The 24,938-nt window shown below is 67.6% G+C and carries 21 protein-coding genes; 13 read left to right on the top strand and 8 right to left on the bottom strand.

What is annotated here, in order from left to right:
• Window positions 1-40: 40 nt before the first annotated feature.
• The 8 genes from QNN98_RS12325 to QNN98_RS12290 all read left to right on the top strand — a co-directional run bounded on the left by QNN98_RS12325 (window position 41) and on the right by QNN98_RS12290 (window position 11,008).
• On the top strand, window positions 41-1,018 hold the full coding sequence (locus tag QNN98_RS12325) for an AAA family ATPase (protein ID WP_283997508.1): 978 nt from the start codon (window positions 41-43) through the stop codon (window positions 1,016-1,018).
• A 3-nt stretch (window positions 1,019-1,021) separates the two neighbouring features.
• Window positions 1,022-2,380, top strand: a complete 1,359-nt coding sequence (locus QNN98_RS12320) for a DUF58 domain-containing protein (RefSeq protein ID WP_283997506.1) — start codon at window positions 1,022-1,024, stop codon at window positions 2,378-2,380.
• Window positions 2,377-4,851, top strand: coding sequence for a transglutaminase-like domain-containing protein (locus QNN98_RS12315; RefSeq protein ID WP_283997504.1), 2,475 nt, complete (start codon window positions 2,377-2,379; stop codon window positions 4,849-4,851). Before QNN98_RS12320 ends, QNN98_RS12315 begins: the two co-directional genes overlap by 4 nt.
• A 7-nt stretch (window positions 4,852-4,858) precedes the next feature.
• Window positions 4,859-5,764 (top strand): PP2C family protein-serine/threonine phosphatase, encoded by a 906-nt coding sequence (locus tag QNN98_RS12310; RefSeq protein WP_283997502.1) that lies wholly within the window; start codon window positions 4,859-4,861, stop codon window positions 5,762-5,764.
• A complete protein-coding gene (locus QNN98_RS12305; protein ID WP_283997500.1) occupies window positions 5,764-7,323 on the top strand; it encodes an FHA domain-containing protein in 1,560 nt (519 codons plus the stop codon). The genes QNN98_RS12310 and QNN98_RS12305 overlap by 1 nt, the downstream gene beginning before the upstream one ends.
• The gene (locus QNN98_RS12300) at window positions 7,320-8,915 is read left to right on the top strand and encodes a serine/threonine-protein kinase (protein ID WP_283997498.1); all 1,596 of its coding nucleotides are present in this window, start codon (window positions 7,320-7,322) and stop codon (window positions 8,913-8,915) included. Before QNN98_RS12305 ends, QNN98_RS12300 begins: the two co-directional genes overlap by 4 nt.
• A gap of 92 nt (window positions 8,916-9,007) precedes the next feature.
• Window positions 9,008-9,814, top strand: a complete 807-nt coding sequence (locus QNN98_RS12295) for an FHA domain-containing protein (protein WP_283997670.1) — start codon at window positions 9,008-9,010, stop codon at window positions 9,812-9,814.
• Window positions 9,815-11,008 carry an RDD family protein gene (locus QNN98_RS12290; RefSeq protein WP_283997496.1) on the top strand — a complete coding sequence of 398 codons (1,194 nt, stop codon included), beginning with the start codon at window positions 9,815-9,817 and terminating at the stop codon, window positions 11,006-11,008. It begins immediately after the preceding gene.
• A gap of 29 nt (window positions 11,009-11,037) precedes the next feature.
• Here the strand turns inward: QNN98_RS12290 and QNN98_RS12285 are convergent, their stop codons facing one another.
• The 6 genes from QNN98_RS12285 to QNN98_RS12260 all read right to left on the bottom strand — a co-directional run bounded on the left by QNN98_RS12285 (window position 11,038) and on the right by QNN98_RS12260 (window position 19,208).
• Entirely contained in the window at window positions 11,038-12,063 is a 1,026-nt protein-coding gene (locus QNN98_RS12285) for a DUF6177 family protein (RefSeq protein ID WP_283997494.1), read from the bottom strand.
• The gene (locus QNN98_RS12280; RefSeq protein WP_283997493.1) at window positions 12,056-12,481 is read right to left on the bottom strand and encodes a hypothetical protein; all 426 of its coding nucleotides are present in this window, start codon (window positions 12,479-12,481) and stop codon (window positions 12,056-12,058) included. The genes QNN98_RS12285 and QNN98_RS12280 overlap by 8 nt, the downstream gene beginning before the upstream one ends.
• On the bottom strand, window positions 12,478-16,509 hold the full coding sequence (gene eccCa / locus QNN98_RS12275) for a type VII secretion protein EccCa (protein ID WP_283997491.1): 4,032 nt from the start codon (window positions 16,507-16,509) through the stop codon (window positions 12,478-12,480). Before eccCa ends, QNN98_RS12280 begins: the two co-directional genes overlap by 4 nt.
• Complete coding sequence (locus QNN98_RS12270) at window positions 16,506-17,471, bottom strand: CpaE/TadZ family protein (RefSeq protein WP_283997489.1); 966 nt, start codon at window positions 17,469-17,471, stop codon at window positions 16,506-16,508. Before QNN98_RS12270 ends, eccCa begins: the two co-directional genes overlap by 4 nt.
• Window positions 17,472-17,547: 76 nt before the next feature.
• On the bottom strand, window positions 17,548-18,873 hold the full coding sequence (gene eccD, locus QNN98_RS12265) for a type VII secretion integral membrane protein EccD (protein WP_227927027.1): 1,326 nt from the start codon (window positions 18,871-18,873) through the stop codon (window positions 17,548-17,550).
• Between the two features lie 5 nt (window positions 18,874-18,878).
• On the bottom strand, window positions 18,879-19,208 hold the full coding sequence (locus tag QNN98_RS12260; protein ID WP_227927028.1) for a hypothetical protein: 330 nt from the start codon (window positions 19,206-19,208) through the stop codon (window positions 18,879-18,881).
• A 194-nt stretch (window positions 19,209-19,402) separates the two neighbouring features.
• On the opposite strand from QNN98_RS12260, the gene QNN98_RS12255 reads away from it, so the two are divergent.
• On the top strand, window positions 19,403-19,720 hold the full coding sequence (locus tag QNN98_RS12255) for a DUF6457 domain-containing protein (protein ID WP_227914207.1): 318 nt from the start codon (window positions 19,403-19,405) through the stop codon (window positions 19,718-19,720).
• 78 nt (window positions 19,721-19,798) lie between these two features.
• On the opposite strand, the gene QNN98_RS12250 is transcribed toward QNN98_RS12255, so the two are convergent.
• Window positions 19,799-22,147 carry an FdhF/YdeP family oxidoreductase gene (locus tag QNN98_RS12250; protein ID WP_227927029.1) on the bottom strand — a complete coding sequence of 783 codons (2,349 nt, stop codon included), beginning with the start codon at window positions 22,145-22,147 and terminating at the stop codon, window positions 19,799-19,801.
• A gap of 335 nt (window positions 22,148-22,482) precedes the next feature.
• On the opposite strand from QNN98_RS12250, the gene QNN98_RS12245 reads away from it, so the two are divergent.
• A complete protein-coding gene (locus QNN98_RS12245; protein ID WP_227913887.1) occupies window positions 22,483-22,818 on the top strand; it encodes a hypothetical protein in 336 nt (111 codons plus the stop codon).
• 80 nt (window positions 22,819-22,898) lie between these two features.
• A complete protein-coding gene (locus tag QNN98_RS12240) occupies window positions 22,899-23,204 on the top strand; it encodes a pore-forming ESAT-6 family protein (RefSeq protein WP_227913888.1) in 306 nt (101 codons plus the stop codon).
• 50 nt (window positions 23,205-23,254) lie between these two features.
• Here the strand turns inward: QNN98_RS12240 and QNN98_RS12235 are convergent, their stop codons facing one another.
• Entirely contained in the window at window positions 23,255-24,034 is a 780-nt protein-coding gene (locus QNN98_RS12235) for a glycosyltransferase (protein ID WP_283997484.1), read from the bottom strand.
• Between the two features lie 249 nt (window positions 24,035-24,283).
• On the opposite strand from QNN98_RS12235, the gene QNN98_RS12230 reads away from it, so the two are divergent.
• Both QNN98_RS12230 and QNN98_RS12225 read left to right on the top strand, forming a co-directional pair.
• Window positions 24,284-24,619, top strand: coding sequence for a hypothetical protein (locus QNN98_RS12230; RefSeq protein WP_227913887.1), 336 nt, complete (start codon window positions 24,284-24,286; stop codon window positions 24,617-24,619).
• A gap of 80 nt (window positions 24,620-24,699) precedes the next feature.
• On the top strand, window positions 24,700-24,938 hold a 239-nt coding region (locus tag QNN98_RS12225), incomplete at its 3' end, for a pore-forming ESAT-6 family protein (protein ID WP_283997481.1).

The following is a 24,938-nucleotide window of genomic DNA, read 5'->3' as shown; positions in this document are numbered from 1 at the left end:
GATTTCCGCGCACTACGCACAATTGGAGAACACACATTCCATGGCAATGACCCAAGAACAGGCAGCATGGTTTGCCGAGACCTTTGAACGCCTCACTGCGAACGTAGGGCAGGCGGTGTTGGGCAAGAACGACGTCGTGCGGCTGGTGCTCACTGCCATGCTGGCCGAGGGGCACGTGCTGCTCGAGGACGCCCCGGGTACCGGCAAAACCATGCTGGCACGGTCCCTGGCGGCGACCGTGCAGGGCTCGAACTCCCGCATCCAGTTCACTCCGGACCTGCTGCCTTCGGATGTCACCGGCATCACCATCTACGACCAGAAAACCCAGCTGTTCGAGTTCCACCGCGGGCCGATCTTCGCCAACATCGTGCTGGCCGACGAGATCAACCGCGCCTCGCCCAAGACCCAGTCCGCGCTGCTGGAAGTCATGGAGGAATCGCGGGTCACGGTGGACGGTGAAACCTACACCCAGGATCGGCCGTTCATGGTGATCGCCACCCAGAACCCGATTGAACAGGCCGGAACGTACCGGCTGCCCGAAGCCCAGCTGGACCGCTTCCTGATCAAGACCTCCATTGGCTACCCGGACCACGAGGCCACGCTGGAACTGCTTTCCGGCTCCTCCACCCGGGACCGGTCACTTGCCCTGACCCCGGTCATCACCACAACGGCCGTGCGCGACATGGCGGAGCTGGGCACCACCGTGCATGTGGAACCTGCAGTGCTGGAATACATTTCCCACCTGGTCTCGGCCACCCGTACGGCTACCGAAACCCGGCTCGGCGTCAGCGTCCGCGGCGCCCTCGCCATGGTCCGGGTGGCAAAAATCCGGGCTGCATCCGAAGGGCGGAACTATGTCCTGCCCGACGACGTGAAGGTACTGGCGCCGGCGGTCTGGACGCACCGGCTGGTCATGGATCCCGAAGCGGAATTTGCCGGGGCCAGTCCCGAGGCAGTCCTGCTGTCCGTGCTGGCTGATGTGCCCGCACCCCAGCAGCGTGCAGAGGCGCAGGCCTGATCCATGCCCAACATCACCAAGCGCGGCTCCCGCCGGGGCCGGCGCGCCGCAGTCCAGTTGCGCCGTCGTTTCCTGCGCCTGCGCCGGACCATGCAGCGCTCGGCTTACTGGCGGGCCGCAGCACCAAGGCTCGCCCCGGCAGCCCGCCGCCTCCGCCCGGTCCTGGACCGGACCGGAGGCCTGGCATCAACCGCTGCGACAGGACTGCGCGCAGGAGCAGCCGCCGTCAGCCCGCTCGGCTGGCTGGCTTTGGGGTTCACCGCCATGTTCTGGCTGCTGGGCGCGGTCTTTAACTGGCAGGAGGCCCTGGTTGCCGCCGTCGGCTCTGCTGTCCTGCTGGTACTGGGAACCGCCTTTGTGGTGGGACGGCTGTCCTACGACGTGGACCTGGATCTGGCCCGCACCCGGGTTGCCGTGGGCGACGCTGCGGTCGGCAGCCTGAGCATCACCAGCACCGCGGCGCGGGCCCTGCTGCCGGTGACCTTCGAGCTGCCGGTGGGCAACGCCACAGCTGCTTTCGAACTGCCGCGCATGCGCCCGGGGCAGACCCATGAAGAACTGTTCAGCATCCCCACCCGCCGCCGCGCGGTCATTGTGGTGGGCCCGGTGGAATCCGTCCGCCAGGACCCGCTGCGGCTGATGGGCCGCCGCGTCACGTGGGCGGACCCCGTGGACCTATACGTGCATCCCCGCACGGTGTCGCTCAGCGGATCAACAACGGGGTTTATCCGCGACCTGGAGGGGGAGCCGACCACGGACCTGTCCAGTTCCGACGTCGCGTTCCATGCCCTGCGGGCTTACGTCCCCGGAGACGACCGCCGGCATATCCACTGGAAAACAACGGCCAGGACAGGCACCCTGATGGTGCGGCAGTTCGAGGAGACCCGGCGCTCACACGTCGCCGTGGCACTGTCCCTGAACACGGCCGAATACTCCTCCGAAGATGACTTGGAACTGGCCGTCTCCGTGGCTGGTTCCCTGGGGCTGCAGGCCTTCCGTGAACAGTTGGCGCTATCGGTGCTTTCCCAGGACGGGCCGATCCGGTGCACGGCACCGGGCACCATGCTGGACGGGCTAACCGAAGTGCAGGGGCAGGCCCGGGCCTCCGGGATAGTCGACCTGGCCAGGACGACGGCGGACGCAGTTCCCAACGCTTCCGTGGTGTTCCTGGTGACCGGTACCGAACCCAACGGTGCGGCGCTGCGGTCCGCGTCCACCAAGGTTCCCCCAGGCATCCGCTGCATTGCGTTGCGGTGCGGCGCCGGCCTGGAACCGGCCCTGGCCGCCATCGGCGACCTGGCCGTACTGGACGTAGGGAACCTTGACGGCCTTCCGGCCGTGCTGAGGAAGGCCGTGGCATGAGTGCCGGACTCACCGGCCCCAGGCCGAACGCCCTGCTGCCGCGGCTGGCGGACTGGGCGCTGCTCACCGCCATGCTGTCCCTCGGGGTGCTCGGCTTCGGCCCCACCTTCGGATGGGATCCCCGGTTCCTGGTTGCCGGTTTGGGCGGCATCCTGCTCGGGCTTGGACTCGCGGAAACTTCTGCCCGGCTCCGCTGGGGATTCTGGGCGACCACCGGCGCCGCAGCCGCAGCATACGTACTGCTGGGGAGTGCCTTTGCGGCTCCCCGGGAGGCGCTGGCCGGAATTCTCCCTTCCTTCGCCTCCGTCCGGGTGATCGTGCTGGGCGTGGTGTTCTCCTGGAAGGACCTGCTGACCATTGCTCCGCCGGTCGGTTCAGCCGCCGGGATGCTGGTGGTTCCCTTCCTGCTGGCCTTTGCCTGCGCCCTGGTCTCCGGAGTGCTGGCCTGGCGTGCCAAGCGGCAGTACTGGGTGCTGCTGCCGGTGGTGCTGCTCTTCACTGCTGGCATTGCCCTGGGCACGGACCAGGCCCCGCTGCCGGGAATCCGCGGCGCTCTGCTGATCGGCCTGCTGATGCCCTGGCTGGCCTACCGGCGCGAGCTTCGCCGCGGGAGCGTGGAGACCGTTACCCTGCAGAGCCCGGCGCGGACCGGTGCCGCAGCTCCGACGGACGCCTCCCGGCGCATCCTGCGCGAGGGTCCGGAGCAGGTGTCGGGAGCGGCCCGGGCCGCCCGCGCCCGGCGTCTGGGCTTCGGGGCGGCAGTGCTTGCGGTGGCCCTTGCCGCCTCCGTAGGCGTGGCCCCGCTGCTGGACCAGGGCGACGGGCGCAAGGTGCTGCGCGACGTCGTCGAGCCTCCCGTTGACCTCTTTGACTATCCCAGCCCGCTCACGGACTTCCGGCGGTACGTCAAGGATGAACCGGATACCACCCTCTTTACAGTGGAAGGCCTTCCCGAAGGCCAGCGGATCCGCTTGGCCGCCCTAGACGCTTACGACGGCGTGGTGTACAGCGTTGACCCGGGCACGGACGGAAACTTCACCCGGGTCGGTGACGCCCGATCCGACCTGGTCCAGACCGGCGGCGAAGGCACGGAAGCGCACCTCAAGATTACGGTGGGCGAGTACCGCGGGGTCTGGGTGCCGGCCGCAGGCCTGGCAACCGGTTTCCAGGTGAACGGGGAGCGGGCAGCGGAGTTGGCTTCCGGCCTGTACTACAGCGAAACCTCCGGCACGGCGTTGACGGTGGCCCAGCTGCAGCCCGGGGATTCCTACGAAGCCAACGTGCTGCTGCCGGACGAGCCCGACGACGCGCAGCTGGCGCAGTACCGCTTCTCCGGCACGCAGCTTCCACGGGTCTTCAACGACCCGCCCGTACTGGGGTCCAAAGCCGCCGACTATGTGGGCGACGAAGCCCGCCCGGTCCAGCGGGTGCGCCGGCTCCAGCAGATCCTGGCGTCCGAAGGTTACTTCAGCAACGGCAAGGAAGGGGAAACACCGTCCCTGCCCGGACACGGAGCCGCCCGTCTGCAGACCCTGATGGACGCGGACCAGATGGTGGGTGACGACGAGCAGTACGCCGTCGCCATGGCCCTGATGGCACGCAAGCTGGGCATCCCGGCGCGTGTGGTGATGGGTTTTTATCCGGACTGGGAGGAGGTGGACGATCCGTCCGCACCCTTGGAGATTACCGGCGATGACGTGCACGCATGGGTGGAAGTGGAGTTTGAGCACGTGGGCTGGGTGCCGTTCTTCCCGACCCCCGACGAGGACAACGAGCCCGTCCCACCGCAGCAGCAGCCCAAGTCCACGCCCAAGCCCCAGGTGCTGCAGCCGCCGCCTCCGCCGCAGGAACCGGCCGAGCTGCCGCCGGACACCAACGCGGACGCGCAGGAACCCGAGGAGCAGCAGGAAGACTTCTGGGCCACCTTCCGCTACTGGCTGCGTTTAGTTGGGCTGGCTTCGCTGCCGCTCGTCATCCTTTTCGGTCCCCTGCTGCTGATCCTGCTGGTCAAGCTTCGACGGCGCCGGAAGCGGCGCCGTACCGGCCCGCCGTCGCGGCGGGTCGGTGGCGGCTGGAACGAGGTGGTGAGCATGGCAACGGACCTCGGCGCCAAGCCGCCCAGCCGTGCCACCCGGCGTGAGCACGCCGCCCTGCTGCAGGACTCGTTCCCGGCGGCAGCCGACTCCACCGTCCTGTTGGCACGCCGTGCCGACGCCGGCATTTTCGGCCCCGGAGAGCCTTCCGAGGAAGAGGTCGAGGAGTACTGGAAGCAGGTGGAGGAACAGCTGGGTGCCATGACCGGGTCGGTAGGCTTCTGGCGGCGGCAGCGGGCAAGGTATTCCCTGCGGTCCCTGCTGCTGGATGCCCGGATGCGGACCCGCCGCTTGAGCCCGGGCCGATGGGCGCTGCCGTCGGTTAGGGTATGGGGGAGAACTAGTAAGCCAGATCACTTTAGTGATACTTCCGGATAGGGCGTGAATGAACTCCGACGAAACGACATCCCCGGATACCGATCTGCATGCTGTGTTCGGCTACGCCTCCGACCGCGGACTCCGGCGGGAACTCAATGAGGACTCGCTGATTGCCGCAGATCCCATCTTCGCCATTGCCGACGGCATGGGCGGCCACGAGGCGGGGGAGGTGGCGAGCAGCATCTGTGTCCGCACCTTGGGGGACTCCGAGATAGTGGGCAGGCACCTGCCGGAGGTTTCCGCCGAGCAGCTCGAGGCACTGTTGCAGGAAGCGGACCACCGCATCCGCGAAGCCACCGGCGGACGGGCCGGCACTACGCTGACCGGCGCCGTCCTAGTCCGTGAGGCGGGCAACCCGTACTGGCTGGTATTCAACGTGGGGGATTCCCGTACGTACCGGCTCAGCCACGGCGTGCTGGAACAGATCACCGTGGACCACAGCGAAGTCCAGGAACTGGTGGACCTGGGCCAGATCACCGCCGACGAGGCACTGGTCCATCCCCGCCGGCATGTGGTGACCCGCGCCCTAGGCACGGGCAACGACGCCGAGGCCGATTTCTGGTTGATTCCGGTGGAACCGGGAGACCGGCTCATGGTCTGCTCCGATGGCCTGACCGGCGAGGTTGCCGACGGGCACATCCTGCAGATCCTGACATCCGTGAGCAACCCGCAGGACGCCTGCGCCGCACTGGTACAGGCAGCCCTGCGTTCAGGCGGACGGGACAACATCAGCGTTTTGGTTGTGGATACCGAAGGCGGTCCTGACGGCCACGAATCAGCCGCCATCACGCTGCCGGGAGTGTCCCTGGAAGAACAGGTCACGTCGCCGCGGCACGGTGCAACGGCCGTCAGCCCCGACGGCGCGGCCCGCGCAGCTGAAAGCAATGCCGAACAGGGAAGGGCCGCAACCTGATGGAGGGGCTCCGCTACCGATCCGGCACCTGGATCTGCCTGGTGCAGGACTCCCTCCTGTGCCTGCTGCCCCCGGATACCGGCGAGGACCGTGTGCAGGAGATCTGGTCCCTGCTCGGCACGAAGCCCGCTTTGGACCGTGTGTTTTCCGCAGTCTCGGGCGGACTGGGCACCAACCTGGCGGACATGCCCGCCTTCGGGGTCCTTTCCCTGGGAGAGCGCCGGCACGTGTTGCTGCGCGGTCCGCTGGAACTGCAGCAGGCCGGTCACAGCGAACCGGCAGCGTCCGGTGAATTCGTCACCACGTGGAGTGAACGCGTCCTGACCGGACCCGGTCGATTCACCATGCGCGTCACCGCTCCTGCCGTCGCCGGAGCGCCGGGGGCAGGAATGCTGCTGCCGCTGGAAAGCGGGATAGCGCTGGTTTCGGTGCTGGAGTTCGATTCAACGCAGGATGCCGACCCTCGGGCCGAAGCTCCCGGCAGGAGTATGCCCGGAGCGGGGGAACCCGGCGAAACGGCGCCTGTTGAGGCTGCGCCTGTCGTTGTGGCGGCTCCGCCTGCTGCAACTGAGCCTGTAGCTGTGGCGGCTGCGCCCGTTCCGCCGGACCCGGCGGTTTCGGCCGGACATGCCCCCGAATCCGACGTTCGTGAGCCCGGCCGTCACCGGGAAGCTCCGCGGACCCCGGAAGCTGCAGAGGCGGAAAACCCTGACCTCGGACTGACCGTCCGCCCGCCCGAGGAGACCGAGGTGCCGGCGGAAACGGTGGACCCCGGGGACACCCTGCAGTCGACCGCCTCCCTGCAGACGGCCGCCTCGGCGTCGCCGGCCGGGCAGCTCATCGATTCCGTGCCCTGGCTCCGCAACGGCGCTGCCGCAGCCGCGCCGGCAGCGCCCAAACCGGCCCCCGCTCCTGCACCGCCGGCCCCTGCCCCCGTCTCTGCACCGCCGGCCCCTGCCCCGTCGGTTCCCGCGGCTGCCACCGGCCTGGACGTACTGGACCTGGACGACGCCGACCTGGACCACGACGGCGACACGATCATGAGCAGCGACCTCGCCAAGGTTTTGCCTCCGCCGGCGCCGGACGGCCGCCCGAACACGGCTCCCACGGTGCTGGCCCGCACCTGCCCCTCCGGGCACGCCAACCCTCCCACCCGGTCTGTATGCGTCCTTTGCGGCCAGCCGCTTGGCGAGGACCCGCAGCCGCTGTCCCGTCCGTCCCTGGGCACGGCAGTGTTTTCCACCGGGCAGGTGGAACCGCTGGACAAGAACATGGTGATTGGCCGGCAGCCTTCAGTGGCCCGGACACCGGGATCGGTGATGCCGCGCATGGTGCAGGTGCCCAGCAGCGGCGGCGACATTTCACGCTCCCATGCCGAGATCCGCCTGGAGGGCTGGCACGTTATGCTGCGTGACCTGAACTCCACCAACGGGACCGTCATGGTCCGTGAGGGCCAGCTGCCGCACCGGCTAGGCCAGGGCGAGGCCGTGATTGTGCTCGACGGTGACGTGGCGGAGCTCGGCGACGGCGTCTGGGTGCGGTTCGAGGGCCTGGCGTGAACAAAAAACGGGCTCCCGCACCACCTCCGGAAATTTCCGGCTACCGCTACCTCCGGCATCTCGGTTCGGGCGGCTTTGCCGATGTATACCTTTACGAGCAGGACCATCCCCGGCGCCGGGTTGCCGTGAAGGTACTGCTTTCGGACCTGCGAACGGACAGTGCCAGACGCAGCTTCGAAGCCGAAGCGAACCTCATGGCACAGCTGTCTTCCCACCCCTACATCGTCACCATCTACGAAGCGGACATCACCGACGACGGCCATTCCTACCTGGCCATGGAGTACTGCTCCCGGCCGAGCCTGGATATCCGCTACCGCCAGGGCGGACTGCCGGTGGCGGAGGTACTGACGCTGGGGATCCAGGTGGCTTCCGCCGTGGAAACCGCCCACCGCGCCGGCATTGCCCACCGCGACATTAAACCGGCCAATATCCTCACCACGGACTACAACCGCCCCGCGCTGACGGACTTCGGTATTTCCGGGACCACCGAAGGGGCAGAGGACGAGGACCTGGGCCTGTCCATTCCCTGGTCGCCGCCCGAAGCGCTGGCCGGCGGGCGTGCGGACGGCATCCGGGTGGACGTGTGGGCACTGGGTGCAACCCTCTACACCCTGCTGGCGGCCCGATCCCCGTTTGTGGTGCCCGGCCTTGGCAATACCCAACGGGAGTTGATCGACCGGATCAACAGCCAGCCGCTGCGCCCCACCGGCAGGGCCGACGTCCCGGAATCGCTGGAACTTGCCCTGGCCACGGCCATGGCCAAGGCTCCGGAGTCCCGGTTTTCCTCGGCCTATGCCTTCGGGTTGGCGCTGCAGCGGATCCAAAGCGAACTGAACCTCGCCAACACGCCGTTCGAAGTGCTGGCCGAGCCCGATCAGGCAGAAGAGAGCGGGGAAGAAGAGGACCGCACACGCATCCGCCGTGTGGTCTCGATTGACCCCGGCACTACCGCCCCGCCCCGGCGTGCCCCGCTGCAGCGCCCGTCCGTGCGCGAGCGGCAGGCCCCGCAGCCTCCGGTACCGGTCCAGGGGACAAATTCGGGCGGGCCGGCACCCCGGCAGCCGGCAGCCCACCATCCTTCAGTCACTGAGGGAACCGTGCTGCGTTCAGACCTGGCTGGAGCCAACGGGGAGGCAGCACACCCGGTTCCTTTGCAATGGCCCGAGGCTCCTCCGCGGCGCAGGAGCAAGGCCCTGCGCATCACAGCGGTGGCAGCAGCGGCTGCAGCCGTCGGCATTGTGGCTGCTGCCCTGCTCCTGCCGGGTGCGGAACCGAAAAGTGCGCTGCCTACACCGTCGGAGTCGGCCCGGGACGCGCTTGCCGGAAGCGAGGGCACGGTATTGCCGCCGGAATCGCTGACGGCGTCGGCCACCGGGGACTCGGTCGTGTTCGGATGGGAGAACCCGGCACCGCAGGACGGCGACATTTACCTCTGGCGGACGGTCAGCGCCACGGCTAAGGGAGACCTGGTGCGCACCTCCGAGGCGCAGGCCGAGGTGCCGGCGGCGGGGCCGCAAACCTGCATCGAGGTGCAGGTGGCACGGAACAACGGGAAGTCTTCCGCTCCGGTGGCCTTCTGCGCGCCGCAGTGAGAATGGGGTGTGCAGGCATGGACAATGAGGGGCGGAACGGGACCATGGGGGAACCGTCCGGACAGCCGGGCAACCGGATGAGGGGGAAAAGCATGGGGGAGCTTGGCATAGAGTACTGCGGCGAATGGTACGAGCCGGAAGAAGGCGGAACGTTCAGCATTGGCCGGGAGGGTGACCTCGCCATTGACGACAACCCCTACCTGCACCGCAAGTTCCTCAGCGTTGCCAAGGACAACGGCATCTGGTGGCTCACCAACATCGGAAGCCGGATCTCGGCCACCATCGCCGATTCCGGCGGAGGCATGCAGGCCTGGCTAGCTCCCGGCGCCAGGATGCCGGTGGTCTTTGAACAGACACGGGTCATTTTCAGTGCCGGGTCCACCACCTACGAGTTCGATGTGCACCTCAAGACACCCACGTTCCGGCAGGATCCGCTCAGCGTCGGCGACGGCGGGGAAACCACCATTGGCCCGGTGCTGTTCACTGAGACCCAGAAAGCGGTGATGGTCGCCCTGGCCGAGCCGTTGCTGCGGCGCGACGGCACCGGCTACAGTGCCCTGCCCACCTCTGCCGAAGCGGCCCGCCGCCTTGGCTGGTCGCAAACCCGGTTCAACCGGAAACTGGACAATGTGTGCGACAAACTGGCCCGCGTAGGCGTGGCGGGACTGCGCGGAGAGGAAGGCAAACCGGCGTCGAACCGCCGTGCCCGCCTCGTGGAACACGCAGTGACCTCACAGCTGGTGACCTCGGCGGACCTGCCGTTGCTGGACCAGCTCGCCGAGCGGCCGGAACCGGCCACGGGGCGGCAGGCCCCGGTGCGCGCCGCAGCAGCTCCAGTCCCCGGGATGGTTTCCCCGGTGAGCCGAACAGCGGCCCGCGGAATGACAAGGAACAGCTAGATGCCCCCAAGCCCGAATCTCGTCAACGCCACAGCAGCACAACGGCTGGGAGCGAAAATCCTCGACGCACTGCCGGTTGCCGCCTTGCTGGCGGCAGCTCCGCTGCTGTTGTCACTGGCCATGCCCGGCCGTGACGCACTACCTGTCGGTTTCGCCGCCGGAGGAGCACTCGCGGGCGGCTTTGCCCTATGGCTGTGGATCTGGGAAGCCGGAACCGGGAAAACCCCCGGGAACCTGGCCTTGGGCATCCGGACCACCAGTGAAGACGGACGGGCGCCGGGCCTGATACCTGTCCTCTTGCGCAACGTGCTCCTGGCCCTGTCAGGCATCACCGTGGCCGGCCCCGTGGTGCTGCTCCTCTCCAACCTCTGGGACCGGAACAGCCAGCGGCAGGGATGGCACGACAAAGTGGCCCGGACCCTGGTGGTGGACGTCCGGGCAGGCCGGGATCCGCTGCTGACCGGCGGGCTCCATACAGCCGCCGGGGCGGGGCGGACCAGTCCGGCCGGTTCCCTTGCGTCGGCTGGTCCCCTTGCATCCACCGCTGTCCCGGGGCCGGGCCCGATGACGTCCGTTCCCGGTTTCACCGCCGCCGCACAGCCGGCCCAAGGCCGGCACCAGGCTGCCACACCCCAGTTCCAGGCTGCCCCCGTCGCGGCACCGCAGTCCCAGGCGCCGCAGTACCAGGCGCAACAGTTCCAGGCGCCCGCGGCCCAGGCCGTCCCGGCACCCCCGGCCGCACGGAGTATGCCGTTCCAGTCGGTGCCCGTGCCGGCGCCCGTAGCCGCGCCGGTACCCGCCCCGCCGGGAGTGCATCCGGACGAGGAACTGGAAATGACCCGGGTGGCCCGTCGCCGCCGTTCCGCCGGCATCAGGATCCGCTTTGATGACGGCAACTCCTCGGTCATCACGGGCACCGCCCTGCTGGGCCGCAATCCGGGCCCCAAGCCGCAGGAGACGGCTGATCAACTGCTCGACTTTGCCGATATGGGCCGTTCGGTATCCAAGACGCATCTGCATCTGCAGGCCGACCCGAACGGCATCTGGGTGACTGACCGCAACTCAACTAACGGAAGCGCCGTCGTAACCGTCCAGGGGCTGCGCGAGGAACTCGAACCGGGCCGTCCGGTCCTGGCTCCGCCCGGCAGCACGGTCTTTTTCGGCGACCGCAGCTTCACGGTCGCTCCGGTCTAGTTACCGGCACGGGCTTTAGCGGTGGGGTGTTACCGGCCCGGCACAGCGCCGGGCTCACCGGCGCCCAGTGCAGCTGCGAGCACGGCGTAGGCCTCCACGGGATGGACACGCCCGGCAAGCGGTTCGGCGGGGTATTCCACCACCAGGGACTGCAGGGGCGCTCCGCCGGTGAGCCGCGACCCCTCTCCGGCAGCAGCCAGTGCCCGCTCGGGCCCGACGCCGGCCAGCGCCTCCGGGCCGAAAAGTGCGCAGCGCGGCACCACCAGGCCGGTGAAGCGCGCCGGCCGGTTCAGGTTGTGATAGCCGATGCCCTGGCCCAGGACCGCTGTGCGGGCGCGGGCCCGGTGGGCGCCGTCCGCGAAACGTTGCACCTGCTCCGGGCTGAGCGGATCCGGGCTGGCGGCCAGGAGCTCAATGCTTTCCAGGACCCCCCGGGAAGTCCGCTCCACGGTCATCACGCCGATGGAGCCGGCCGAAGCACGGCCGTTGGCCTCCTGCCTCACGGCGGAGCCCACCACCTCGAGCCGGGTGGCGTTGGGGGAGCGGTCATAACAGAACGCCGAGGCCGCGTCCACGTTCCACGGCTCGCTGACCGGTTCGCAGACGCCCCAGCCGCGCGGCGGCAGGCCGGTTACGGCGGCGAAAATCTGCTCGGTGAAGCTGCCGGCCCGGGTCCGGTAGGACGCCGGATGCAGGGTGGCGGCACGAACGTGTACGTAACCTGTCTGGTTCGGCTCCACGGCCAGGAATTCCTCCGCCAGGGAATCCTCCGGAGTGAGGGAAACATCGGACCAGTCATATTCGCGTCCGGTCATCCCGTTGTAGAGGGAACCCCCGGAGCCGGTTACCAGCCACTGGCCGCCTCCGGTGCCCAGCAGCTCGGCGAGCGGCAGGGTGATCCGGGTACTGCCGGGGGTAAGCAGCACAAAGTCCAGGCCTGCCGCAGCGGCGGCAGTGTGGGCGCGCAGCACCCAGGGGGTCAGGGCGGCCACGGGCTTGTCCTGGAACAGGACGGCGCTGGAACCAAGCACCAGGTCGAAGCTGGCCTCAGACATTGTCGGCGTCCGTAAAGGGGGCTATGACGACGCCGCAGCACAGGCCGGCCAGGACATGGCTGAACCGGTCGGCGAGTTCATCCGTGGCGGGCTCCCCGCCCATGGCATGGATCTCCTGCCACCACAGGGGGTCATCCGGGTGCCCGTTGCCCCCCGGTGCGAAGAGGGCAGGCACTGCCGTTCCGGCCGGGGCGCTGACGGGTGCACCGGTCAGCAGCCGCAGGGCTTCCTCAGGTACCCGGACCAGGCGGGGCAGCTCCAGGGCAAGCAGGACCGTTCCGTCGTCGTCGAGTACCGCAAGCATATTGCTGTCCGCCCCCTGCCGGAGGGTGAGGTGGGGCATGGTCGCCACGAGCGAATCCACCACCCGCTGCTGCGTGGGTTCCTCCACCCCCAGAACCGTCCAGTCCCGGCTCACCGGGGCACTCCTGCCGACGGTGCTCCCGCGGCCAGGGCCTCGTCGGCGGTTTCGTTCCAAAACAGCTGCAGGGTTTGCACCGGCCGTCCGGGCTGGACCAACTGGGCCCGTCCCGGCGGCAGTGCCCGGGCACGGACACCGTTGATCAACGTCCCTTCACCACGGTCACCGGACAGGATGAGGGCCGCGGCACCGGAATCCCGCAGTGCGGTGAAGAAGGACTCGTACATGCCCCGGCTGGCGCCGCGCACGCGCCGGGACAGGATGCCGTGCAGGCCGATCTCCGGCGCCAGCGGGAGGAAGGGCGTCAGCCTGGCAAGCGGGGAGGACCCGCCGGCAGTGAGCACGTCATAGTCATCGATCACCAGGACCACCCGGGGGAGGGCCGCCACTTCCTCCGGGGTGGCGTTGACGCGTTTCTGCAGTTCGCCGGCCACGGCAGAGGCCAACTGCTCGGCCAGGGCGGCGCTGGTCGCGTAACCGCCCAGGTAGGCGTCGGGGACCTCGTCGGCCAGGGTGCGGCGCGGGTCGAAGACGGCAAAGACAATGTCGTCGGCGTCGTGCTGGGCCACCATGCGCCGGATCACCGAGCGCATCACGTTGGTCTTGCCGGCGCCGTCGTCGCCCATCACCACGAGGTGACGTTCCTTGCTGTGCAGGTCCAGCAGCTCGGTGCCGAGGTCGGTTTCGCGTTGCCCCAGCGGCACCGTGGCGGGCGCTGCGGGGGTGGGCGCGACGTCGGCGTCCACCACGGCTGGGAGCACGCGTACCTGCATGGCGCGCTCGTCGGTGGACGCGGAGACCGCTTCCACCAGATCGCGCATACCGCCTACGGCGGTGTCCTGGTCAGGGTTGGAATCGATACGGGGCAGGGCGAAGTGGCCCTGCAGCTTGCGGTCGGTCATGGACCGCCCGGGGGTGCCCGGGCTCACCGACTCCGCCAGCTTTCGGCCGTGGGCGGATTCCCCGGGATCGGACAGACGAAGTTCCACCCGGTTGCCGAAGAAGCTCTGCTGGGCAATCCGGATTTCATTCATCCGGGAGCAGGTCACCACCACGTGGATGCCGTATCCGCCGCCGCGGCCGATCAGGGCGTGCACGGACTTCTCGATTTCCTCGAACTCGTCGGAGAGCTGCCCGTAGCCGTCCAGCACCATCACTATGTCGGCGCTGGGCAGTTCGGGGATGCTGCCCTGGGCGCAGAGCCGGCGCAGGGTGGGCAGCGAATCGATTTGGTACTTCTCGAAAATCCGTTCGCGCTGCGAGAGCATGGCCAGGATTTCATCGACCGTGCGGCGGACCACCTCCCGGTTGGTGCGCACGGCCACGCCGCCCACGTGGGGCAGGCCTTCCAGCGGAACGAGTCCGCTGCCGAGCAGGTCCACGGCGTAGATGCCCACCTCGGCGGGGCTGTGGGTCAGGGACAGGCTCGCCACGATGGTGCGCAGCGCGGTGCTTTTACCGGTCTGCGGCCCGCCGACGATGGCGGCGTTCCCGCCGTTGGCCGTGAGGTCCAGTTCCCAGATGCCCTGCCACTGCTTGGCGGGGTCATCCAGCAGGCCTACGGGGATTTTCAGCCCGCCGCCGGTGGCCAGCCGGATGCCCTGGCTCGTGACGTCCAGGCCGCCGGCGGCTGTATCCAGGGCAATGCCGCCGGGCAGCGGGGGAAGCCAGATGGGAGCGACGGCGCGCGGGAACTTGGCCAGCGTGTCCATCAGGGTGGAGAGCACGGTGGGGCCGGTGGTCCGCTTGGACCCGGAGGTGGACGCCGGTTTGCCCGCGTCGGTCCGGGCGGCGGCCGCGTCCTGGAGCGTGGCCGCGTAGCGCGGCACCTGCAGAACGGCTGGCTGCCCGGCGTCGTTGGTCTGCGGCTCGTCTTCTTCGTCTTCCATTTCCAGGGGCCCGGAAACGTAACCGGCCTTGAACCGGGTGTAAGTGGTGGTGTCCACCTTCAGGTAGCCGAAACCGGGCACCGGCGGCAGGTGGAACGCGTCGGGGGTGTCCAAGACCGTCCGGGATTCCGCTTCGGACAGCGTGCGCAGGCCGATGCGGTAGGACAGGTAGGTGTCCAGGCCGCGCAGCTTGCCGCCTTCGATCCGCTGGCTGGAGAGCAGCAGGTGGACGCCGATGGACCGGCCGATCCGGCCGATGGACAGGAACAGCTCGATGAAGTCAGGGCGGGCGGTGAGCAGTTCACCGAACTCATCGATGATCACCACCAGGTGGGGCAGCGGGGCGAGGTCCTTGCCCTGGGCCAGCAGTTCCTGCCGGTGCAGCTGGTAGTCGGTGATGTTGGCCAGGTTGCCGGCGTCCTTGAGGACTTCCTGGCGGCGCTGGATTTCACCGGACAGGCTGGCGTAGACCCGCTCGATCAGGCTGACGTCGTCCGAGAGGTTGGTGATGACACCGGTGACCTGGGGGGCGTTGGCGAAGGGGGCGAAGGTGGCGCCGCCCTTGTAGTCCACCAGCACCATGGCCAGCACTTCGGGGGAGTGGGTGGCCAGCAGGCCAACCACCAGGCTGCGCAGCATTTCCGATTTTCCGGAACCGGTGGCGCCCACGCACAGGCCGTGCGGGCCGTGGCCGAACTGTGCGGATTCCTTCAGGTCCAGCAGGGCAGGGCGGCCGCGGTCATCGGGACCGAGCGGCACCCGCAGGAAGTCCACCTCGCCGCGCGGTTTCCACAGCCGGCGGATGTCGGCTTCGTCCAGCCGCGGGGACAGGCCGAGCATTTCCAGGAAGCCTTCGGAGCTTTCGGAGGAATCGTGTTCCAGGGAGTCGGGCGAGAGCCGCAGCGGGGCGAGGGTGCGGGCCAGCGCGTCGGCCAGCGGGACCGGAAGCAGGTCCAGGGTGCCGGCCTCGATCACGGGCTCCACGGGATCGGCACGGAAGTTTTCCACCCGGAACCCCTCGCCCTCTTCGCTGATGCGGATGGCTACCTCGCCGGGCTCTTCCCGGCGTTCCCGGACCAGGAACAGCGTGGTGATGCCCAGCGCGCCGGGAGCGGCCTGCTTGTCCGGGACGGCCAGTTCCACCGGCAGCTCGCCGTAGGAGTCGGCCACCACCAGCAGGCGGGGCAGGGCGGTGCCGACGCCGCCGCGCAGGAAGTTCTTCCGCGATTCGGCGGCCAGCGTGGACCGTCCGTGCAGGTCCGCTGCGAGCAGGTCGGAGAGGGTGTCCATGGACGGCGCGAGACGGCGCACCGGACCCGTGCGGTGCGCGGCTTTTTGGTCCGCCAGGTGCGGCAGCCAGGTGGCCCATTCCCAGTTGTCCCGTTCGGCGTCGGGCACGGCCAGCGCCACGTGCAGGTCTTCCGGGGAGTGGAACGCCGCACCCTGCACCAGCAGCAGCCGGGCTACGCGCAGCACGAACTCCCGCGAGCCCACAATGCTGACGTTCCCGGCGCAGTCCAGCGGCACGGTCAGGGGAAGGTCGGGGCTGGATTCATACCGGCGCCTGAGGATTTCCACCTCGGTGGTCATGAAGGTGTCACCCTGGGCCACCGCGGAACCGGAGTTCGTGATCTGCACTTCACGGTTCTGGCGGGGTCCGGTGCCGATGCGTACATCGAGGAAGTCTTCGTTGTGGCGGCGCCGTTCCCACAGCCGCCTCGTGTTGCGGACAATGTCGAACAGGGCTTCCGGAGGCGGGCTGGCCACCCGGGCCACCTTCGCGGCGGCGTGTTCCTCGGTCCGCAGGGTGGCGCGGCAGCGCTCCAGGTATTCGAGGTAGTTTTCCCGCTGGTCCTTGCGCTGGCGGCCCTGCTTGCCCCGCTGGCTGACCATCATGATCACGGACGCCAGGATGGTCACGATCATCATCAGGGCGCCGACGGCGGCCAAGGGCGAGCCGCGGAAGAGCATCATCACGGTCATAGAAACGCCGGCGCCGAGCAGCGGCACCAGCGACATCATGTTCATGCCGCCCTTGCCCTGTTCCATCTGCGGCGGGGCGTCCATGGTGAACGGTTCCAGCCCGCGTGCCGGCGCGGTGGTGCGTGCCGGCCGGTGGATGACCCGGGTGCTCATGACGACGCCCTGGCCAGGACTCCGGCGGCGAGGCCGGCGGCCTCCAGCCGGGTACGGCGGGCCAGCAGCCCCAGGCTGATTTCCACTCCTGCCGCCAGGTGCCGGTCATAGCCCAGGCCGACCGCGTCGATCCCGGCGCGGGTGAGCCGGCGGGCTTCGACGTCGGCACGGAACGGCCCGTCGGGCAGCGTCTGGACCACCACCACCAGCAGCGGCTTGGCGGCCAGTGCCGGGTCGCGGCGCCAGGCGGCGGCATAGGCGGCAGCGTCTTCGAGCCCGGCCACCGAAGCGGGGGTGGCGAAAACGGCCAGGTGGGACTGGCTAAGGGCCCAGCGTGTGGCGGGCAGGTCCGGCCCGGTGCCGCAGTCCAGCACGGTGATGGGGCAGTACCGGGAAACGGCCAGCAGGAGTGCGCTGGCGGCGCCGTCGGCGGCAGGACGGGGAAGGGTGCCCCGCCGGCCGGTCACCAGGAGGTTGCCGGGGCCGGCCTGGGTCAGCAGGGCGGCCAGATCGGACAGCGAGGAGGGCTGGCGGCGGGCCAGCTGCTCCGCTGCGGCATCCAGTGACGGGGCGTCGGACGCCCCGGTGCGCAGTGCCAGCGTTCCGCCGGCTGGAGCGTTGTCCAGGACGGTGACGGCGTCGGTGCGCATGGAGGCGTACACGGCGCCCAGTAGGGCGGCCACCGTGGTTTTCCCGGCGCCGCCGCGCGAACCGATGACGGCTATCCGGCGGCCCGTGGACACCGGCACCTGGGCGCCGGCGGCTGCCTCCGCCAGCCGGCGGGGATAGTCGTCCCCGCGGAAGAGGTTTCCGGCGGTGCCCAGGGCGCGGCGGACCGGCCCTTCGGCAGGCCGGGTCTTCAAGGTGCGGCGCAGGCGCTGCGGCGTGGACTCGAAGCCGTCAGCGGTGGCGATGCCCGGGGCTCCGTAGGCGGCGGGAGCGGCGTTTGGCGGTTGGGTCATGACAGGTGTCCTCCACCGGCAGCAGCTGCCGGATCAGCGGTGCGGAAGGTAATGGGTGCCTGCGGTGCGGGCAGCATCAGAAACTGCCCAGCAGCTGGCTGAAGATGCCGAACAGGCCGATGACCAGGGGCACCGAGGCCAGGATGGCCAGGGTCTCCAGGCGCTTCGCCAGCAGCCGCAGCCTGGCCTCGGTGTGGTCCGGCAGGTTCAGGGTGAGGCTCACGGCGATCCCTGCGGCCAGGATCAGCACGGCCAGGCCGGTCAGCCAGGGCCGGTCCGCGAAGAAGTGCAGTGACGCGGCGGCAAGTGCAACTACGCCAACGCCGGAGGCCGCGTAGAGGGAGATTCGTTCCGCGGCCAGCGGGAACGAGCGGGCCCGCAGGAACACGGCCAGTGTCAGGGCCAGCAGCAGCGGCAGCGTCCATTTCTGGTGCGCCGTATCGGTGCCCAGGACCCACAGGCCCAGGGCAATGGACAAGGCGGTGAGGACGGTGCCCAGGGTGAGGCCGCGGTGGGCGCCGGCTACGGCTTCGAGGGCGTCGGTCCGGCCGATGGTACCGCCCTTTGCGCGCTGGTCATCCAGGGTGGCCAGGCCGGAGGTGGCCAGTGCCAGCTTCGGCAGCAGCCCCAGCAGCAGGACGCTGGCCACTGCGGCCAGCGCGGCCGCGCGTGCCGGTTCCTGGGAAACAAGCCCGGCAACCGCCCAGACGCCGGCGGCCAGGGCGAGGGTGCCGGCTCCGGTAAACAGGGCCCGCGGATTGGCCGCGCTCAGGCCCATGCCGACCAGGGTCAGGACGGACAGGGCTGCCAGCAGCAGGGCGGTGCCGCTGAACGGCAGATCTGCGCGCAGCAGGGCGCCGAAGCCGAGCAGCCAGCCGGCGCCCTGCATGGTGGGTCCGATGGCGGAGGTCCGGGGCGGCCGCGCGGCAGCGGTCCCGGCAACCAAAAGGATCAGGGATGCTGAGAGCAGCAGCCACCAGGCGTCGCCGGGCGCCAGGGCAGCCAGCAGCAGTTCGGCACCGGCCCATAGCCCGACGGCGGCGGACACCCCGGCGGTCCGGTCGCGGAACCGGTCGGTCCAGCGGCCCGCGACGGCTTCGGTTTCGTGAACCACCAAGTCGGTCACGTCGTACACCACCGGAGCCGGCGGTGCTTCGGACGCATTGGTGAGCATCAGGGAGGAACCGTCGGCAACCTCGGCGCTGCTCAGCGTTGCTTCCGCGGAGAGTTCGGTGCCGTCCGGTCCCACCAGTACCTTGGCCGCCACTTCGTCGGCCGGGGGATCGTTGAGCATTTCCAGCACCTGCGGCATCAGTGCGCCGACGGGCTGGTCGGAGGGCAGCAGCAGGTCCAGGTGTCGCCGGGAACCGATCAGGGTCACTCGGGTGAAAGCATGCGCCATGGCGGCTAGGATCCTGTCTGCGCTGGGAAGGGGAGGCGGAAGCTGCCCGCGGCGGGGCCGGCGTCGTAGTCCATGGGATGAAAGGCAGCCGAGCTTTGCTGCTGACGCTGCTGTTCCTGTTTCTGCCGGTTCTCCTCGAGCAGATTGCTCACAAAGGAGTACCCCACACAGACCGCCGCGATCACCGCGGCAGCGGCCACACTGAACAGGAACAGGCGGACACTGTCCACCCAGCGCCGCTCGTTCTCGTTTTCGCCGTAGAGCAGGGCAGTCAGCAGCCGGTTCCGGCGCACGGCAACGGATTCGATCAGCTGATTGTCATAGTCGCTCGCCAAAATAAGTCCCCCCACCACATGGACAAGTACCGGACATATCCTTACACGATCCGGGAGCGGTCTGCGTCACACGCGCCGGGGCGCCGTCGCCGAAGACAAGCGCAGGGGTTGCCGTACGTTGTGCCTGCCATGCCCCGGGTGCTAATGCTTGAGGGGACCAGCACCCGCAATTCGCCCCAGTGAAGGAGCACAACATGAGCACCAACCCGGAGACTGAAGAACGCCGGCTCGACGACTGGAGCAGGCGCCTGACCCAGGCACTGCAGATCCTGGACCTGGAGGTGGATACCCCCATGCTGCTGGAGCTGGGGAGGAAATCCGAAGAGACGGTCGGAGGCGGCGCGGACATCATCAGCGGTTTTGTGGTGGGCTATGCCGCCGGACTGACCAAAACCAGTGGACGGAAGTCGGCGGAGGCAGCGGTGCAGAAGGCGGCGGACACCGCCTTCCAGTTGGCCGAGACAGGCCTCGAAGGGCCGGACAACCCCGGGTGGAAGGGCTCCGCCCAGTAATTCCTGCGGCCGCATCACAGACACGAGGGCTGAACCGCCACGGCGGTTCAGCCCTCGTCCGTTGTATCTCCGGAACGCTTAGGCAGGTGCTGCCGCGCGCCGCATCTTGTCCTCGGGACCGGCGGCAGCATGGGCCGCGGGTTCCACCCGGACCACCACCGTCTTGGACACCGGGGTGTTGCTGCCCTCGGCCACATGGTCCAGCGGCACCAGCACATTGGCTTCGGGATAGTACGCCGCCACGCAGCCCTTGGGGGTGGGATAGGAAACCACGCGGAAGTTGCGCAGCACCCGCTGGACGCCGTCGTGGTGTACGCCGTGGATATCAACGTACTGGCCGTCCGCCAGGCCCAGTTCCGTGATGTCCTCGGCGTTCATGAACAGCACGTGCCGGCCGCCTTTGATGCCGCGGTAGCGGTCATTGTGGCCGTAGATGGTGGTGTTCCACTGGTCGTGGGACCGCATGCTCTGCAGCAGCAGGGTCCCGGCCGGGCGCTTCACCGCTTCCAGGTCATTAACCGTCAGGATGGCCTTGCCGGTGGGCGTGTTGAAGGTCCGGGAGTCCCGGGGACCGTTGGGGAGCACAAAACCGCCCTCGTGCCGGATGCGCTCGTTGTAGTCCTCGCAGCCTTCCACCACCCGGGAGATATGGTCGCGGATCAGGTCGTAGTCCTTTTCGTAGCCTGCCCAGTCGGCGTCGATCCGGTCGCCGATCACCATGGCTCCGAGCCGTGCGATGACGGCGGGTTCGGAGAGTAGGTTCTTGGAAACGGGCTCCACCCCGCCGTGCGAAGCGTGGACCACGCAGACGGTGTCCTCTACGGAGACGAACTGGCGGCCGGTCTCCTGGACGTCTATTTCCGTTCGCCCCAGCACCGGAAGGATCAGCGCTTCTTTGCCGGTGACCAGATGCGACCGGTTGAGCTTGATGGACATCTGGACGGTCATGTCCGTCTTCTCCATGGCGGCCTCGGCGAACTGGGTGTCCGAGATCGCCGAAACCAGGTTACCGCCCAGCGCCATGAAGAATTTGATCCTCCCGTCCTGCATCTGCAGGAAGGTCTCGACGGCGTCCGCTCCGTGGTCGCGAGGCGGGTCGAAGTTGAACTCCTTGCCCAGCGAGTCGAGGAAGGCCGGCGGCATCTGTTCCCAGATGCCCATGGTGCGGTCACCCTGGACGTTGCTGTGGCCGCGGATGGGTGCGGCGCCGGCCCCGGGTTTGCCGATGTTTCCGCGCAGCAGCAGCAGGTTGATGATTTCCTTGATGGTGGCGACGCCCTTTTTCTGCTGGGTGATGCCCATCGCCCAGCAGATGATCACCTTGTCGGCCTTGATGTAGCGCTCGGCCAGCTCGTCAATTTCCTCGGGGCGGAGCCCTGTGGCGGTGAGGACTTCCTCGTCGTCGAGCATGGCCAGGTGTTCCTTGAGGTCTTCGAGTCCCTCGCAGTGCTTCTCCAAGAAGTCGTGGTCCAGGACGGAGCCGGGGTTTTTCTCCTCGGCCTCGAAGACGCGCTTGGAAATGGCCTGGAGCAGGGCCATGTCCCCGCCGAGTTGGATCTGCAGGAACTGGTCCGCCAGTTCAGTGCCCTTGCCGGCGATGCCGCGCGGTTTCTGCGGGTTCTTGTAGCGGCGCAGTCCGGCCTCGGGCAGCGGGTTCACGGCGACAATGCTGCCGCCGTTGCGCTTGCACAGTTCCAGGGCAGTGAGCATCCGGGGATGGTTGGTGCCCGGGTTTTGGCCCATCAGGATGATCAGGTCCGCTTGGCCGAAGTCGTCATAGGTGACTGTGGCCTTGCCGATGCCGATGGTCTGGCCCATGCCCCATCCGGAGGATTCGTGGCACATGTTGGAGCAATCGGGCAGATTGTTGGTGCCGAAGGCGCGCACGAACAGCTGGTACAGGAAGGCGGCTTCATTCGAGGTGCGTCCGCTGGTGTAGAACGCCGCCTCATGCGGGGATTCCAACGCCTTAAGCCGGTCCGCAACAATGGTCAGCGCCTCGTCCCAGCTGACCGGCCGGTAGTGGTCCTCGCCTGCCGGCTTGTACAGCGGCTCGGTCAGGCGGCCCTGCATGCCGAGCCAGTATTCGGTGCGTCCGCGCAGTTCAGTGAGGCTGTGCTCGGCCCAGAATTCGGAAGAGATCACTACAGGGGTAGCTTCCCAGGTGACGGCCTTGACGCCTTCTTCGCAGTACTCAAAGGGGCTGCGGTCCTTGGGATCCGGCCACGCGCAGCTGGGGCAGTCGAAACCGTGCTTCTGGTTCATCCGGAACGTGGTGCCCAGCGCCCGGGCAAGTCCCATGTGCTCGATGGCGGGTTTCATGGAGTGGTAGACCGCAGGCATACCCGCAGCCCATTCCTTGGGCCCCTTTTCGACCTTGATGTCCTTTTCGTTGACGTCTTCTATCCGGGGTTCTTTCCTGGCCACGCCGCACTTCCCTTCATCGCTCCGTTGCAGGTCCACCCGGGCGGCAGTGTTCCGGCACGGGGTTCTCCTACGTACAGGCCTAGCAGCCGCGGGCCGCCGCTGCAAGCACGGCGGGGCCGGACCGGTGGCAGGGGCGACGGCGCCGTGCGTCCGGGGGATGGGTGGGGGATGGGTAGTTCTGCCCATGTGTTTTCCTTGACCGGTTTTGTTTTGGTGGGTTTGATAGGGGTTACCGGCAAGCGGAAAGGGATTTACCTGTTGGGGTGAATTCGTCCGGCTGACGGGGGAACAGTTTTGGACGAGGGCGCCGCGGGGTGCCAATAGGGAGTTTTTTCATGAAATTCGATATGGGTTCTTCTACGCTGGGTACGCTGACGCAGCAGACCGGGTCTTCGAATGAGGATTTGGGGCAGCTGGTGCGGAATCTGATGGAGGCTGCTGCTCCGTTGGAGGGCAAGTTCAACGGTGCCGGCCGGGTGAAGTTTGATGAGTTCAAGGCCCGCACTGATGAGGTGGCCAATGAGCTGAACAGTTCCCTGTCGGCGATTCTGACGGGCCAGTCGGAGATGGACCGGTCGTTCCAGACCGGTGACCAGGAGGCTGCGGATAACGCGGCGCAGCAGCAGGGTTCGGCGGCGTTCGACGCCGCACGGTTCGGTTCCTCGCGCTAGCGCGGGTTGAGCTTCTTCTTTTCTTCCTTTTCTTTTTCCGTTGTTGTTTCCGGCTGGTGCCGGTGTTGAAAGGATTTGTTATGTCCCAGGATCGTTTGAGCTATGACACTGATACGTCTTCTGCCGTGCAGGGGGATATCCAGTCGATTGTTGCCCGGTTGGAGTCGTTGATCGGTGAGCGTGAGAAGGCCGTGAATGCGGCGATGTCGGATTTCCAGGCTGATGGTGTGTCGGAGGAGTACCAGGCGGTGGAGAACCGTTTCCGGAATGCGGCTAATGAGACGCGGAACATTATTGCCCTGGTGAAGCAGACGCTGTCACAAAATGATGAGACGGCTGCCGGTGCGGGTGCGCGGGCGAAGTCCGCCGTCGCCAATATCGGCTAGGACGCTTTGGCAAGCGGCGCCGGCAACCTGCCGGCGCCGCTTGTTTGTGCTTAAGCGGGTCGATCAGTGCCGGCGGGAGAGCCCCGCCGGATCCTTCGGACCGCCACCAGGAACGCGCGCAGCAGCATCAGTCGCGCTGCCAGGATCCGCCGCAGCGACCGCCACTGCTTGGGTGAGGTGTTGGCCTCATGCAGACGGCGCCGCAGCGTGTCCTCTTCGACGTGGTGCATGGTGCCGGCGAGGTTGGCCACCATCGCTATCCACTGGTCGTGCGTTTCGGTGAGGAACCCCGGAAACGGCAGTACCAAGGACAGGGCACTTCGGCGCATGGCCATGGAACAGCCGTAATAGGGGCGGTATCCCACCCACAGGGCGAACAGGTTTGCCCACCGCCGTCCGCTGTCCGCGGACCGCAGGCGGATGGATTCTATGGCTCGCGGCTGCTGGCCGAAGAAACTGAAATTGCTCGCGACCACCTCCGCATCCTGCAGGGCATCAACCATTCGCTGGACCCGGCCAGGGATCCAGACGTCGTCCTGGTCCGACAGGAACACATACTCGCCCCGGCTGTGGGCCAGTGCCGCCGCGAAGGTCCTCACGTACCCCCGGTTCACGGGAGAGGGGATGAGCCGGATCCGGGAGTCGCCGACGCCGGACACCACGTCCCGGGTTTTGTCGGTGGACGCATCGTCCACTACTACCAGCTCATCGCCGGGACCCAGTTCGGGCAGGATCGAGTCGATCTGTTCGCGGATGTGTTCGGCGCCGTTGTAGGCCGCCATGCAGACGCTTACGCGGGTTGCTTCGGCCTGGTTCGAGTCCGGGTCCACCTTTTCCCCTGTCTGGATAAGGAAGCTAACCCGGTCAATTGAACCTGAACGGGATGGTTTGCGCTATGGAGGATGGGTGGGGGATGGGTAGTTCTGCCCATGTGTTTTCCTTGACCGGTTTTGTTTTGGTGGGTTTGATAGGGGTTACCGGCAACGGAAAGGGATTTACCTGTTGGGGTGAATTCGTCCGGCTGACGGGGGAACAGTTTTGGACGAGGGCGCCGTGGGGTGCCAATAGGGAGTTTTTTCATGAAATTCGATATGGGTTCTTCTACGCTGGGTACGCTGACGCAGCAGACCGGGTCTTCGAATGAGGATTTGGGTCAGCTGGTGCGGAATCTGATGGAGGCTGCTGCTCCGTTGGAGGGCAAGTTCAACGGTGCCGGCCGGGTGAAGTTTGATGAGTTCAAGGCCCGCACTGATGAGGTGGCCAATGAGTTGAACAGTTCCCTGTCGGCGATTCTGACGGGCCAGTCGGAGATGGACCGGTCCTTCCAGACCGGTGACCAGGAGGCTGCGGATAACGCGGCCCAGCAGCAGGGTTCGGCGGCGTTCGACGCCGCACGGTTCGGTTCCTCGCGCTAGCGCGGGTTGAGCTTCTTCTTTTCTTCCTTTTCTTTTTCCGTTGTTGTTTCCGGCTGGTGCCGGTGTTGAAAGGATTTGTTATGTCCCAGGATCGTTTGAGCTATGACACTGATACGTCTTCTGCCGTGCAGGGGGATATCCAGTCGATTGTTGCCCGGTTGGAGTCGTTGATCGGTGAGCGTGAGAAGGCCGTGAACGCGGCGATGTCGGATTTCCAGGCTGATGGTGTGTCGGAGGAGTACCAGGCGGTGGAGAACCGTTTCCGGAATGCGGCTAATGAGACGCGGAACATTATTGCCCTGGTGAAGCAGACGCTGTC

It is taken from the genome of Arthrobacter sp. zg-Y1143 (assembly GCF_030125565.1).
Classification (GTDB): Bacteria; Actinomycetota; Actinomycetes; order Actinomycetales; family Micrococcaceae; genus Arthrobacter_B.
This window is presented reverse-complemented; position numbering and strand designations above follow the sequence as displayed.

Coding starts and splice junctions, on each gene's coding strand:
- QNN98_RS12305 (WP_283997500.1), top strand. CDS start 5,764: ATGGAGGGGCTCCGCTACCGATCCGGCACCTGGATCTGCCTGGTGCAG.
- QNN98_RS12285 (WP_283997494.1), bottom strand. CDS start 12,063: ATGTCTGAGGCCAGCTTCGACCTGGTGCTTGGTTCCAGCGCCGTCCTG.
- QNN98_RS12310 (WP_283997502.1), top strand. CDS start 4,859: ATGAACTCCGACGAAACGACATCCCCGGATACCGATCTGCATGCTGTG.
- QNN98_RS12230 (WP_227913887.1), top strand. CDS start 24,284: ATGAAATTCGATATGGGTTCTTCTACGCTGGGTACGCTGACGCAGCAG.
- QNN98_RS12240 (WP_227913888.1), top strand. CDS start 22,899: ATGTCCCAGGATCGTTTGAGCTATGACACTGATACGTCTTCTGCCGTG.
- QNN98_RS12245 (WP_227913887.1), top strand. CDS start 22,483: ATGAAATTCGATATGGGTTCTTCTACGCTGGGTACGCTGACGCAGCAG.
- QNN98_RS12290 (WP_283997496.1), top strand. CDS start 9,815: ATGCCCCCAAGCCCGAATCTCGTCAACGCCACAGCAGCACAACGGCTG.
- eccD (WP_227927027.1), bottom strand. CDS start 18,873: ATGGCGCATGCTTTCACCCGAGTGACCCTGATCGGTTCCCGGCGACAC.
- QNN98_RS12320 (WP_283997506.1), top strand. CDS start 1,022: ATGCCCAACATCACCAAGCGCGGCTCCCGCCGGGGCCGGCGCGCCGCA.
- QNN98_RS12270 (WP_283997489.1), bottom strand. CDS start 17,471: ATGACCCAACCGCCAAACGCCGCTCCCGCCGCCTACGGAGCCCCGGGC.
- eccCa (WP_283997491.1), bottom strand. CDS start 16,509: ATGAGCACCCGGGTCATCCACCGGCCGGCACGCACCACCGCGCCGGCA.
- QNN98_RS12255 (WP_227914207.1), top strand. CDS start 19,403: ATGAGCACCAACCCGGAGACTGAAGAACGCCGGCTCGACGACTGGAGC.
- QNN98_RS12315 (WP_283997504.1), top strand. CDS start 2,377: ATGAGTGCCGGACTCACCGGCCCCAGGCCGAACGCCCTGCTGCCGCGG.
- QNN98_RS12295 (WP_283997670.1), top strand. CDS start 9,008: ATGGGGGAGCTTGGCATAGAGTACTGCGGCGAATGGTACGAGCCGGAA.
- QNN98_RS12325 (WP_283997508.1), top strand. CDS start 41: ATGGCAATGACCCAAGAACAGGCAGCATGGTTTGCCGAGACCTTTGAA.